Annotated in this window: 4 protein-coding genes; all 4 read right to left on the reverse strand. The window is 46.1% G+C overall.

Annotated features, from left to right (window positions below; genetic code table 11):
* The coding region (locus tag IH598_09785) for a hypothetical protein (protein MBE0638799.1) at positions 1–9,987 on the reverse strand (9,987 nt) is incomplete at its 3' end.
* Between the two features lie 662 nt (positions 9,988–10,649).
* Entirely contained in the window at positions 10,650–13,790 is a 3,141-nt protein-coding gene (locus IH598_09790; GenBank protein MBE0638800.1) for a T9SS type A sorting domain-containing protein, read from the reverse strand.
* Between the two features lie 5 nt (positions 13,791–13,795).
* Entirely contained in the window at positions 13,796–14,836 is a 1,041-nt protein-coding gene (locus IH598_09795) for a hypothetical protein (GenBank protein ID MBE0638801.1), read from the reverse strand.
* 151 nt (positions 14,837–14,987) lie between these two features.
* A partial coding sequence (locus IH598_09800; protein MBE0638802.1) for a T9SS type A sorting domain-containing protein occupies positions 14,988–15,291 on the reverse strand: 304 nt, incomplete at its 5' end.

Genomic DNA, 15,291 nt, shown 5'->3' on the forward strand with positions numbered 1-15,291 from the left:
ACTTCCGGTAATGTTGAGGGTAATGCCTGCATTGGTTTTGACTTTATAAGCCGATTGCGACGCCCAGTTGCCAATGGTGTTGATTTCATTTGCAGGATAATACATATTTTGCTGCGTCATTGCAATGATAAGGTTATCGAGAACGCTGCCAAAAATGTGTTCAATATCCGGATCAAAAGGTGTGACATAACTGGATAATCCTGACCAGCCCGCCGGTAAGTTTACACTATGGATTAGCCAGGATTGCTGCACGACTGTTACAACCAACGGAAGCAACCCGCCTCCTCCGGTAACGGTAATTTCCCCGATTCTGAAGGAACCGGAATTGTTTTCACCGAAGTTCACGGTGAGCACTCCATTGTTGCTACCGCCAGGTGGATCCACACTCAGCCAGTCCACGTCCTCGCTCACCGTCCAGTTGACATTGGAAGTGATATCGAAAGTGGTTGTTCCGGCAGGAGCCAAAACCTCCCGGTTGGATGGATTTACCGACAGTTCGGGTCCACCTGCAGTTTGGATCATAATGTGTATTTTTTCAGCAGGGTAGCCCACTGTGGTGGCAAAAATGGTATCGTAATAAATGCCGCCGGGCAATGGAGCGCTCATAAAATCCACTTCAACAGATGCACCATTGCCGCTCACATAACCACTGAAAGGTGTTGCCGATAGCCATTCCGGCAAGGTAAGCGAATAATAAACCTCATCAGCAGAAACATTGGTCAACATCGAACTAAAATTGATGCTTTCGCCATCGCTGATGGTAAACATGAAATCATCCGGGTTCCAGTGCAACGGCCCCTGGTCCACCAGGAATGTCCAGCTTGCGGTATCTGCCAGCGGATTGCCATATTTATCCTGAACACCAACTATCTGCGATGTAAGGTAGCGGTTTTCGATGAAATAGGCATTACCCGGATTGATTGTAAAAACAACTTTTCTGGTGGCTGGTTGATAAACTACGCTGGCGCCCACCTGCAACCCTGTTTCTGTTTCAAACAGCCGGCAGGTGTTGATTGTAACTGTTGATGGTTTCAGGCTTTCATTAAAAGCAAATGAGATCTCATCCCCGATATTAAGCACCCCGTCAGCGGGCTGAGGATTTCCGAAAACCAGGGGAGAAGTTCTGTCGATGATGCCAATGATGTTTTCGGAATAATTGACCACTCCTTCCGCACAATCTGCGATTGCGCGAAGCTGGTATTGCCCGTCTGTCAAGTTTTCAACATCCCAGCTCACCTGCAGCGTTGGTGTTTGGATTGAAGACCTGGGAATTGAATAGAACTCTATCCAGTTGTTGCCATTATCACCCGAATATTCCAGGCTTAATGAAAGTAAATTTGGATTTGCCAGATCATAATCCGAAACGGTGAGTTGTAGCTGATTACTGCTTGCCTGGTTGATGACCCAGTTATTGCCTGGCGTTTGGATGGATATTCGCGAACAGGGATGTATCCAATGTACTTCTATTGTTGCCTGATCCGATACATTCGGGCTTCCTTCGCAGTCACCAGACAGTTCCAGGGTTAACCCCGTCAAATCATACACTTCACCCGGAGGCCTGATAATATAAACGGTTGCCAGTTGGGAAGTGCCATACTCCAGCGTGTATTCAATCCCGTCAGGTTCGGTTAATGAAGCAGGGATGAAAGTAGCGCTGTAAGGATTGGTTTCATTCAGGACTTTTAAAATATAGGTCATGGTTTCTTCGGTCTGGCTGGTATTGTTCAGCCATATGGCAAATTCAGCAGCAACTCCAACAGGAATATCGTCTTCATAGTACCCATGCTCAGAAAACGCACAGCCTTTCCTTGAATTTGTGGGAGGCCCCTCCCAGGGGCACATCGAATTTCCGGCAACTGTTTTAAATACAGGTGTGCCGTAAACAGGGTCGGTTTTTATATCTACCGAGAAATCATCGCTGGGTTCACCTTCCTCTCCTTCATCATTATCATCCAGCGTATAATCTATTTTGGTTGAGTTGACGATTGAATTTGTTTCCGAACTTCCGTGGGTCATTGCTGATGAGACCGTAACTCCACCGGTTAAGCCAATCCCATTAATTTTGAGGCCAGCTTCCATTGCAATATCAGCGTTAAGCGTTAATTCAAACTCCTGGGTATTGGTATGTGACCGGGTTGTTTCCAGCGAATGAGATGTACTGGCGCCGGCATTAAAATCTATATTTTCTTTGAATATTGCTGCTTCTTTCAGGGAATTGTTCAATGCGATAAATGACTCCCAGCGCTCGGCCGAAACAGTGTCCTGGATCAGGTAAAGCGAAGGAATGACCACGGTTTCGATATGATTCTCGGTATAAATATACCTGGTTGCAAAGCCTTCAGGAGCGATAATGATATCCTGACCAATATTGACGGTGTCATGAGAGATGGTTAACACATCTGTAATTCCGTACAACAGGTTCATGGCGCCACCCATATAAAGATCAGCTTTACCGCCAACAACATTTTCGCCCTGAGATGTTTTGAATGATTCGGTGGTGACAAATTTCAACTGATTTTCAGTCAACGAATTCTGCGACATAGTCAACCCCAGTGTTTGAGTGAAATCGAGGGTTGTCTCAATATCTAATTTACCAAAAAGCCATGTATTCACCTCATATTTTAGCCCAAGCGAGAGTTTTCTAAAGGTACTGGCGCCTGCTTCGTATTTTGCACTAAAACTGATCGCCTGCGAAATTTCGGTTGTGTTTGTCAATTCGCTGTAACTTTGATCGCCTGGTGGATCTCGAAGGATGAGCAGCGGGATTTCGGGCGTTGTAGTTGCAAATGCCGTCCCCCTGGGGAGTATCCCGGTTATATACACCCATGCCTCAGCAGATGCACTTTTCCCCTCTTCACTAAAATATTCCACTTTAATTTTTTTCTGGTAAGGGTGAGCTCCACCTCCAATAATATTGGGATATCCCGCCCGGAAATAATAAAGCGTTGCCGAATCGGAAATAGCCATGGTGCTATCCTGGTCAAAATCACTCAGGTCATCAGTAATTATAATATTCCCGGAATCTACCCTGCCCCTGATTTCATTATTTTCACCATAAAGTTCAATCACATCAATTTCGATGGCATAGATTTCAAATTGTTCCAGTACGATCCAACCGTAGGGGTTGGTCAATGTGTCGAACCCTTTGATCTCAATTACCGGATCGCTGTGGTAGATGAAATCCAGGGTGGCATCCTGCTCGCTTACATCAACCTGCTCCGTGTCAAATTCAATCCAGGTTCCAAAATAATCGAAAGGTACGGGTGTAATATTGTATTGAAAAGGCGCCAGATTGATGCTGTAAAAGCCTTCAGCATCGGTATAAATGGTGTCTGTAATACCACAGTCGTTCTGGCACTCAACAATCAATGCTATCGAATCGTCCAGGGGTATGCCACAGTTACCCGTTACATACCCGCTCAGGTTGTAGGTAAATGTATCCGAAAAATTAAATCCCGCAACCGGGGACATGATGATACCGGATATTTGAGCCGGATCAAATTGATGCCCGCTGGCAGTAGTATCAGGCATAAAGGTATGTGAGCCAATCAACACATTTTCAACGGTGTAATTTCCTGATGGGTCGGTAACTACAGGAGGTACAGCCGGCGCTCCATCCATTAAAACAGGGATCCCCACCGAAGGACAGGTAGTATTCAGGTAGCTAATGTTGCCGCTGACTGTAAAGTAGGATATATCCTGGAAATTTTGTGTATGTGTTGCACCTGCAGACACAACAAAATCTACTGAATCCGGAGTAAAATCATGAATTATATCATTCTCCATCTTAAATGGGATCACACGAAAGCTACCAGCTCCGATATTGACCACATTATAATGTCCAATAGCGTTGGTCGTGGTTGTAAAACTATTCCATGGATTTTGCAGAGCTTTTACCGTGATGGTAACCTCCGGCACAGCATCGCCCGTTGGAGTCAAAACATCACCAACAACAGCTCCGGTGCTCAAACCAATACCTTCAACGCGTATTGAGTCGGTGTATTGAGTGATGTCGCCGGCAGTAAAATCAGCATACTGTATGAGTGGGGAAGTGGGTTGGAAAACAACATTTACAGCCTTCTCCTCATAAGGCACAAGATGAAAAATGGTATCTGACAGATATTTGTCCCCCGGAAATTTCATCTTGAATTGATCAGGGTTGGTTCCCATAAAAAATGCCGGACAATCAATAAAGTGATTTGCATCGTTACGGATTTTGAAAGTCTTTGGATTGCTTGTGTAGGGTATATATGTAGCTGAAAATTCCCAGTACTGATAATTGTACTGACCAGGAAAGAAACCGTCATTGTAAACCGTAATTATCGGAATCTGGTGATAATACATTGCCCCCATATCCATCCTCGATCCATCGGGGTCGCGGTCGTCTGGGTTATTCATCCATTCAAGCGGATCTCCGCTGTCAATACAGGGCGACATTTGTGCAGGATCTGTCGTGACTGGAAAATTTGTCCAGGTGAGGTTTAAATCTTCGGTCAGTATAGGATTATTGGTGATGCAATTACTTGTCACAGGAGTGCCGAATACATCCCCAGCCCCATTTGCATAGCAGGTATAGTTCAGGGTTGTAGTCCCTCCTCCGAGAATATGAAGCTGTTTCCCACCCGAGGAGGCAGTGTTTCCCCAGATAATACAGTTTTTGATGGAGGGGGAAGAAGCCCAATTGACCATCCCACCGCCTGATACTGCAGAATTTGATGTAAATGTTGAGTTGGTTATGGAGAGGGAAGAAAGAATATTATACATCCCGCCGCCGCCATCTGCAGTATTTGATGAAAATATTGCATTGGTGATGGAGGTAGCAGAATAAGCATTATACATCCCACCGCCGGCCACTGCAGTATTTGAAGAAAATGTTGCCTTGGTGATTGTAGGAAAATTTGCATAGTTATGCATCCCGCCACCGGCATCATGTGGTGAACTACCATTTGCATTGCCCCAAGTGATGGTAAACCCGTCTAAAATCGCAGCCCCGGTTAAATTCAACCCATTCGGATGGTAGAATACATGGTAGCAGTTGTCGGTATTATCTCCAACAGTTCCGATATCTCCGCTCAGGATGGTCTCATTGGCGCCACCCATGCCGAAATCGGTTCGCTGGTTTACAGATGTTTCCGTTCCGGCAAAGCCACCATAAATGGCCACCCCCTCGATCATGCGAAAGTGATAAAAGCGGGATGTATTTGTGAGATTATAAGAATAACTTGGTTTGTAGGTTCCGGCTACTACCCATACGGTGTCGCCACCGACTGCAACATCCAGCGCCGACTGGAAGGAGTTGAAAGCATCTTCCCAGCATGACCCGTTGTTGCTGCCGGCCGCATCGTGCTTCACATAATAAATGCCGTAGGGATCTGATCCCGGTTTCCATTCGTAAGCGCCCATATCAATGGTGGCATCCTGGATCCTGGCTTCGCCGCGTATGTCGGTACTCGCGGAATTATAGTCGTTGTTTCCTGCATTCAAACACGGTGAGAGGCCTAAGACCCTCAGATCACCTGCAGAATTTACGAATTTTGGATCGGCGGTAATATTGTTGTTTGTGACTGTAAAAACAGCGGCGTTGACAGCAGTAATATCTCCGGCGCTATTGGCATAGCAGCAATAGTTCAGGATTGTGGTTCCTCCATCCATGAATAGCTGACTACCGGCGGTAGCCGTGTTTCCCCAAACAATGGAGTTGAAGAGGGAAGGAGACGAATTCAAATTATAGATACCGCCGCCCTGGTTACCGGCTGAATTCAGCGAGAATGTAGCATTGGTGATTGAGTGTGAAGATAAATCATTGTATATCCCGCCACCCGACTGAACCGCGGTGTTCAACAGGAAGATCACATTGGTAAGGTCCGGGTCGGAATCACTGTTGAATATCCCACCGCCACTGACAGCAGCATTTGACCTGAATGATACATTGGTAATGGTGGGAGAACATGGCCCTTCATTCATCATCCCGCCGCCGCCGTCGTGGGGATTAGTTCCATCCGCATTCCCTCCTGTGATCGTGAACCCGTCTAAAATAGCAGCGTCGGTTAGATTCAAACCTTGCGGGTGGTAGAAAACGTGGTAGCAGTTGTCGGCATGATCACCCACGATTCCGATATCCCCACTCAGGATGGTCTCATTGGCGCCTCCCAAACCAAAATCGGTCCGCTGGCTGATGGAATCCTCAGTTCCTGCAAAACCGCCAAATATTCTCACTCCCTCAGTCATGCGGAAGTGACAGCCTCTTTCTCCAATACCCAAACCATAATCGTAACCTGGTTCGTAGGTACCGGCTGCCACCCATATCTGCTCACCGGGAGCAACAATTTCCAGCGCCGACTGTAACGAGGTGAAGGCATTGGCCCAGCTTGTTCCGTTGTTGTTGCCGGTAACACCTGCCCTTACATAAACAGTGAATGTAGCCGGGTCCAGACCCGATGTCCATTCGTAGGCGCCCATGTCTATCGTGTCGTCCTGGATGCGGACCTCGCCGCGGATGTCGTACGTTTCTGGATTGTAGTCGTTGTTGCCTGCATTCACACACGGCGAGTCGCCATAAATCCTGAAATCTCCTGCTGGATCTACAAATTTCGGGTTGGTAGTGATATTATTATTGGTTGCTGTAAATGTACCGTCGTTTACTATGGTTACATCATTCGTTCCGTTTGCATAACAGCAATAGTTCAGGGTGGTTGTTCCTCCATTCTTCAGATAAAACTGCTGGCCATTTAACCCAGTGGTGGTAGTATTTCCCCAGACAATGCAGTTGTTGAGAATAGGGGAAGAAGAATTATAATTAGATATCCCGCCACCCTGATAATCTGATGAATTCAATGAAAATACGGAATTGGTGACAGTAGGAGCAGAATAATGGACATTATACATCCCGCCGCCGCCATCATCTGCTGAGTTCAATGAAAATACAGAATTGGTAATGGCAGGAAAAGAATTAGCATAATTACATATCCCTCCACCATATTGAGCTGAATTTGATTGAAATATAACACTAATAATCGATGGAGAATTTTCCCAGTTAATCATCCCACCTCCATGATATGAAGCGAAATTTTCCAGGAAAGCAACATTAATGATTGTTGGAGAACTTTGATAATTATACATCCCGCCTCCCCTGTCATGGTGTTCTGGATTTAGTCCATCCGCATACCCTCCTGTAATCGTGAATCCATCTAAAATGGCAGCAACTGTTAAATTCAGACCTTCCGGGTGAAAAAACACATGGTAGCAGTTGTCGGTATTCACACCTGCACTACCGATATCCCCACTAAGGATGGTCTCATGAGCGCCATCCATACCAAAATCGGTTCGCTGGCTTATGGAATTTTCTGTTCCGGCAAAGCCGCCATAGATTTCCACACCCTCGATCATACAGAAGTGATAGTAACGGGAAGAATTTGTGAGGTCATAGGCATAGCTGGGCTTGTAGGTTCCGGCTGCTACCCATATCTTGTCACCGTTGGCAGCGAGGTTCAGTGCCGCCTGGAACGAGGTGAGTGCATTGGCCCAGTCTGTCCCGCTGTTGCTGCCGGCCGCACCAGCGCTTACATACACGGTATCCGTTAACGGATCTATATCCGATGTCCATTCGTATGCGCCCATGTCGATGGTGTTGTCCTGGATGCGTGCTTCGCCACGGATGTCATGGGTTTCAGAATTATAATCGTTGTTGCCTGTATTCACACACGGCGAGTTGCCGTGGATTCTGCAATCTCCTGCGGGATCGATGAATTTAGGGTTTTTGGTGATATTATTATTGGTAGTCACGAAATTACCACTCATTACATACACATCTCCAGCGCCGTTTGCAAAGCATGAATAATTCATAGTGGTGGTTCCCCCATCCAGGCAAAACTGCTGACCGTTGATCCCAGGAGTGGTAGTATTTCCCCAGACAATGCAGTTTTTAAAGACCGCTGATGAAGACACCCTGCTGTACATCCCGCCGCCCCTGACTGATGCGTTGTTTCCCGAGAATGTAGCGTTGGTGACAGTTGGAGAAGAATAATTGTAATTATACAACCCGCCACCGTGGGCTGTTGAATTGGATAAAAATTCTGCGTTGATAATAATTGGAGAAGAATGATCTTCATTATACATCCCGCCGCCATCTATACTGGCGGAATTCTCCCGGAATGTAACGTTGGTTAAGGTTGGGGAAGAATATTGATCATTTGAAAGCCCGCCGCCTCTTCCGGTCCCGGATCCGGAGCTGTTATTCGATTGAAATGTAACATTGGTGATGGCGGGGGAAGAGTGGTTGTAGTTATGCATTCCGCCGCCAAAACGGTTGGCTTTATTGTCCTGGAATAAAGCATTGGTTATGGTTTGAGAAGAAATAGTGTTATTATTCATCCCACCGCCATCAATACTGGCAAAATTGGAATGAAAGGAAACATAGGCCAGTGTCGCCGCATTTCCCTCAGTATACAGCCCGCCCCCATACTTTGCGGAATTTGCAAGGAATGTAACATGGGTGATTACAGGTGTAGCATTATAGTTAGACATTCCGCCGCCCCTGTCGTAAGGATCACTTCCATTTGCGTTGCCGCCTTTAATGGTAAACCCATCCAGTAAGGCAGTGTTTGTAAGTACATATCCGTTGGGATGATAAAATACATGGTAACAGTTTTCGCTGTTGTTTGTGATGGAAAGGGTGGCGCCCGAACCGGTTACCACGTCATTTCCGTTCAGGTCGCCACTCAGTAAGGTTTCGTTGGCGCCTCCTATACCAAAATCGGTCCGCTGGCTAACGGCGGTTTCCGTTCCGGCAAAGCCGCCGTAGATTCTCACTCCCTCGATCATACGAAAGTGATAGTAACGGGAAGAATTTGTGAGGTCGTAGGCAGAATCCGGCTTGTAGGTGCCGGCTGCCACCCAAATCTGATTTCCGAAGGTTGCAACATCCAGCCCTGCCTGGAACGAGGTGAAGGCATCGTTCCAACTGGTTCCGTCGTTGCTGCCGGTCGCATCATCGTTGACAAAGATAATTTTGACAGCCGGGGTAGTAAAAATGAGTTGGTCTCCGTACCCTGTTCCGGTGGCATTTGCGGCGTAAGCCCTCAGGTAGTAATTGGTTTCAGGGTCAAGGCCGGTTAAGTTGCTAATGAACTCACCATAGCCATAGCCATTGCTGGTCATGCCCAGGTTGCTTTCTGTTGTCGGGTTTTCCGCTGTGTCCCAAACTATGCCACGGCTGGTAACAGGAGCACCTCCGGCATTGATGATTTGCCCTCCCGATATGGCTGAAATAGCTGTTATTCCGGTTACCGGAGAGGTTGAAAGCTCAGGCAAAGTGGGCGTTTCGTTGTAGAGTGCCAGGACATCAGTTTCATTCATGCATAATTCGTAAATACGGACGTCATCCATTTTTCCGTTTAGAACCGTTGTTCCTGTCCTGGAATCACGTCCGATGTAAAAAGGCCCGGCAGGGGTAATGTTTGATCCGCCATCCTGGAAAGTTGCTTTGCGTTGGCCGTTCACATAAATTTCGAACATATCATCGGCCCACCTGATGAAGGTAAGAAAATACCAGGCGTTTGCCGAAACCACATTAGAGGCCGTAAATAAATCTCTTTCGCCATCATTCCAATAAATGCGAAGCCTGAAGCCGGTATGTTTCTCGAAGTTGACATTATGGGGAGTATCGTTACTTCCAAATAAGATACCACGGCTGTCGTCGTTAAAATACACCCAACATGAAAAGGTTAAACACCAGTCAAAAACAGGGGGGCATCCATTGTTTAACTTTACACCCGAGTTGCTGCCGTTGAATGACAAAGCATTGCCCGGGTTCCCATACCTGTCAGTAGTCCAGGTTGTATTCATGTTAGTTCCATGATAATTGTTGCCGGAGTAATCCAGGAAATCGCCGTCAAATGGAAACCAAGCTACAGGGATTGCAGGCTCCTGTGCCAGGATGCCGGCAGATAAGGTCAGCATGCTGAAGATAAGAAGTAAAAAGTTTTTCATAACATTCCTTTTTTTGATGAGTAATTGATGATTTATCGTTTAGCGGTCAATCAGACCAAATAACCCGAAAGTTCACAAGAAAACCAATTGGAATACAATGGTCACAAAAAAGGAAGTTACAGAATAGTGTCAAGCCAGGTGAAGGGTGGGGGCATTCGTATCACTACTTGTTTGCGCCAGCTTGGGAAAGGAAGAGCTCTAACCTCAATTTTTAGACATACCTTGAAAGAACTTAATAATCTTGCCGGAAAGCGTTTTTATAAATTTTGTGTAAAAGTAAAATTTAAAAACGGGCTTTTAACATTCAATCTGCCCCAATTTTCATAAAAAACTATAAATCACTATTGTAAATTAAATTAGCTATGAATATCTATGGTGCTTCTAACAGATTGAAATCGGGACATCTTCCGACAAAACCTAGGGTGTAAACTGGCACTAATTCACACTTTACCTCTGAATTTTTTCCCCGGGTTTTACTATGAAAATTAGAAGAGGCTATCTCAGCCCTGACAGAAATTTGCCGGATTTAGAAACTCAATCCCAGGACATAGAGCAACCATCCCTGCTTTTTTCTACCGTAATGGTCGGGGATGGCTTCGCAATAAAAAACCCCGGGCTGTCTTTCGACAAACCCGGGGTAAAACCTAACTTGTAACCCTCACTTATCTCAGGACGATTTTCCTGAAAATGTTCTGTCCGTAAATTTCGATTTTGACGAAGTAAACACCAGCATGGTCATACGTCAGATCAACATAAGTCTGGCCAGCTTCTGAAGTTTCGGCAACCAACACAACCTGCCCCTGTACATCGGTCACAGTGATTTTGGAACCCGGTTGAAGCCCGGTGATGCTCACCACTCCATCCGAAGGATTGGGAAAGATGATGACCAAACGACCAAAATCAGCGAACCCAACTCCGGTTGAAGATTCAAACCCGGTGATGGCTGAGAGGCCGTTTTCGGTATAAAGGCCGTCGGATTGGGGGAGATTTTGGTCGAAGGTGGGTTCTAAACCTGACAGGTTTCCATAACCTGTCAGGTTTTTGAAGAGAATCATTTCCTCTTCAAAAAACCCATCTTTCTCTGCAGTTGTAGGATCATCGCCAAAAATAGTCAGGTGGTTGGCCTCTTCTCCGATGATGGTTACACCGAAGCAGTTGCCATTTTGATCAAATGCGCCGATGATAGTTCCAACTTCGAGGTCTTTAAGAGCTAAAGGGAGGATTGCGATGGTGTGGGTGGAGGGAGTTGGTGTGATTCCCAAACCTGACAGGTTTTGAAAACCTGTCAGGTTTTTGACCATACCGCTGCTTTTCATCCCTGTAAAATCCACCACGCCGGGGGCTGTCAGTAAAACATAGTAAGCCTTTCCGGACTGCAGGTTTCCGATAGAATTAATACTGTATTGCGGCCAGTAAACACCGATTCCTGCGACATCTTTTGCAATGACAAATCCATTGACGAGCGATAATAAACCTGCAGCATTTGCACCTGAAGGACTGACAACAGGCAGCAGGTTCCAACCCGCATCGAGCGAAACAGTCATGTCCGTTTCAAGTTCACCGGCGATGGGTAATGTACAAGCCGCTGTGGCTTTTACTTTGTACGCTGAGTGGCTAACCCAGTTTCCAATTTGATTGATATTCTCTCCCGGAAAATACATCTGTGTCATGGTTTGGGCAATGATCAGTTCATTGGATATTGGCCCGAAAACATCTTCCATGGCGGGCTGGCTGGGAATGACATAGCTCGAAATTCCACTCCAGCCGGATGGGATGCTGATGGAATGACTGATAATCTCGCCATAACTGAAAACAAAAGGATCTGGAATATTTCCAACCTGCAGTTGGTTCTGGAAAGTCAACGTCTCATTCAAGTCAACAATCCGATTTTCCCCGGCCAGGTATGCCCTGAAAGTCACTGACTCGCCAGATTGCTGATTTGAGCCCACGGTCAGGAATAATATCCCCATCAAATTGGGATCGGGCGACATGACACCCCGGCACTCTTCTCCCACAAAAGCCCCGATGATATCGTTCCCATTTATCGAGATTTCCCCATCCTCATATTCCAATTGTCCGATGATCTGCATGTTGTATTGCAGGAAAGGGTTGGGTTCCCAGTTGGGCGGGCCTAAATAGTGATAATTAAAAATATATGGTTCGGGGATACTTCCAACCTGTAGTTGATTTTCAAATACCAGGGTCTGGTTCAGTTCCACGATTTCATTAGTATTTTGCAGATAGGCTTTGAATGTGATCGTTTCGCCTGACTGACTGTTGGAACCGATCGTCAGGAAAATGATCCCCATAAAGTTCGGATCGGGCGACATCACCCCGCGGCATTCTTCTCCCACAAAAGCTCCGACGAGATCATCTCCGTTGAGCGAAAAGGTTTCATCTTCGTATTGTAATTTCCCGATCACCTGCATATTGTATTGCAGGTTTGGATTGGGTTCCCAGTTGGGCGGACCGCCTGAAAGGGTTGTAAAGGTTAGCTGCTCTCCATAAGCAGTTCCAACGCTGTTTGTAGCATAAGCCCTGACAAAATAATCCGTTGCAGGGGTGAGTTCGGCAAGCTCACTCACCCATGCGCCGAATCCGGTTCCATCGAAAGTTATTCCTTCGTTGGTTTCGATGGTTGGATTTTGTGTTGTACCCCAAACCACGCCGCGGGCAGTGACTTCAGCACCTCCGTCATTTGTGACATTTCCACCTGAGATAGCGCCGGTTTGGGTGATTTGCTCAACAGGTGCCGTGGTAACCGTTGGAACCGAAACGACTGTTTCCTCCTCCGTAATGAATGATTCCGGACCAGCCCAAATGCTGTAATTCCCTCCGCTGCATATCGCACGCACATAAACATCATAGCTGGTAGCCGGCAAAAGTCCATCAAGCAGATAGCCCGTAACCGGCAAGTCTTCGATCAGGTTACCTGAAACCATTGGATCAAATCCCGCTTCCCCCCATAAAATATCCCAGGTTGTTTCGTTTCCACCCGGATTCCAGGTGATCATGGCAGAGGTAGTTGTGATATCGGTGGCATTCAATGCGGTCGGCGGAGGACAATCGGGAAGTGCCTCTATTTCAAATTCGTCATTATATACAATACTCCAATTGTTCCGGTCGTCGCGGGCTCGGATAAATAACTGATGTGCTCCGGCGGGCAATTCACCTGGGTAAACAATAAAAGATTTTTCCACAGTTGTAGCCTGCTCAACACTAACCGGAATTCCATTTCCAACACCTGGATCATCATCAATAAAGTACTCCATTTGATTGATTACCACAGGATCGTCAGGCACGTACAACTTTACAAAAGGGCGGTACTGAACATGACCCCATTTCCCGTTGTCATCTTTTGCGCGGAAAAAGAGCGTATGCCATCCCTGTGAGAGGTTTTCCAGCGGGATTACAAATTCAATCTCCGTTGTTTGTTGAGGGTCGGTAGGAAATTGAAATCCTGCGCCATAACCAGGATCATGATCAAAGAAATATTCTGCCTGTACGACCAAAGGCTTTGGATCGAAACCATATTTTCCAACAAGAAAAGGCTTGTAAATGGTTGTACTCCATCTTCCGTTGTTGTCTTTTACCCTGATAAACAGCGTATGCAAACCATCAGCAAGTCCGGATGGGTTGACATTAAAACTTACCTCCGCATTTTCATTTTTCGCAAACGATACCAACGTTCCATTTCCATAACCCGGATCATCGTCAACGAAATATTCGGCAAAAATGATTTCCTGTGAAAACCCCGCAGCATAAATCAACCAGACGCAAAACAAAAATAGTAAGCGTTTCATGGCGGTTAGTTTTGGGATTTTACTTTAATCGTTACCGGAAGACCTGTAGTTGTTGATCCCGAAATGGGCACAATCGCCTCATAAATATGAGGAACAGGCGCCATGCCTGATAAAACATAGGGTGACGGCCCGCCAAACATCCCGCAATCCAGGCCGTTTTCTCCGGCGCCCACTGCAGCACCCTCCGGGTCCAACTGCCATTTGCCGTCAGTGCTGTAACCCAGACTGCCATTATAATCAATGAAAACGCCGACCGGATTGACGTTAGCAATATTTCCCGGCCCCGGGGGATCAGGTGGAGTTATGCCTCCGTGCAATACTCCATTCACCAGATTGTAGGCTACATAATTTCCTGTTCCAAAATCAAAACCAAAAGGGTAGGTATTCGTATTTTGATAAATAATATTGTTTTTTATTTGGGAGTAGCTGGCTGCGACAGATGTTTTTACTACATTGTTGATGATTGTACCGGAGCTAAGTTCATTAAGATAAATTGTTGTAAAAATAAAATTATTGGCAACCAACACATTGTTTGCTCCGAAACCTGCTGTCGTCCGGATATCGTAGGCAAAATTCTGTATTATTGCTATGTTGTTGATGTTGTAGGCGCCGAAAAGAATACGGTCGCGGTCGCCCTGAAAATAGTTTCTGGCAATGACCACGTTTGAGACGTTAATGATGATACCCATATATCCAGAACCATTATAGAACATCTGCAATCCATAAATTTCTGTTCCTTCGGCGCCGGGATTTAAAGTAATTGCGCGAAACCTGGCATACGCCGGATTGGCCTGGGTCGAATCGTTTTCATTTAAAAAATATCCGGGGCCGATCACTATAAGTTTTTTGCTGATGGTTACCAGTCCATAATGGTTATCCAACCCATTACCCTCCACATAAATCGTGTCGCCGGGCGAAGCTGCATCGTGCGCTGCCTCAAAAGTTGCAAAATCAGCCTGGATAGCCGGGTTATTATTTACTCTCCAACTGGTGGCATTTGCTCCCAACCAGCAAAAGCACAGTAAAGGAATGATTAAGTTTTTCATTTTCGTAAAAATTTAAGTGTTATTGATTTTTTTTGTGAATTTTGATTTGTTTTGCCACGAAGGCCCGAAGGCGCTGAGTTGCTCCTGGAGTAAGTTCGCTATTCTTTGTGTCTTCGCTCCTTTGTGGCATTTTTCTATTGTTAAATTTGGCTTATTGACTAATAATGAGTTTCCCATTCTTCTGCAACGCCTCGCCGGCAATGAATACCTCCATCCGGAAGAAATAAACCCCCGGCGATAGGTTATTCCGCTGGATCGTTGCGGTGTGCAATCCCGGAATTTTCTGTTCATCCATGACGATACCCAGCATTTGCCCGCGACTGTTGTAAAGGCTTAACCTGACTTGTGCCGGGCCATTCAGCCGGTAGGAAATTTCAGTGGTTTCTTTAAAAGGATTGGGGAATGGCTCGCCAATGTAAATGCCTTCGGCAATGCTTTCTGCAGTTCCGGTGAAT

It is taken from the genome of Bacteroidales bacterium, from assembly GCA_014860585.1.
Taxonomy (GTDB): domain Bacteria; phylum Bacteroidota; class Bacteroidia; order Bacteroidales; family 4484-276; genus RZYY01.

What these genes read in the sequence shown, in the direction of transcription:
- IH598_09790 (MBE0638800.1), bottom strand. Translation starts at nt 13,790, where the DNA reads ATGAAACGCTTACTATTTTTGTTTTGCGTCTGGTTGATTTATGCTGCG.
- IH598_09795 (MBE0638801.1), bottom strand. Translation starts at nt 14,836, where the DNA reads ATGAAAAACTTAATCATTCCTTTACTGTGCTTTTGCTGGTTGGGAGCA.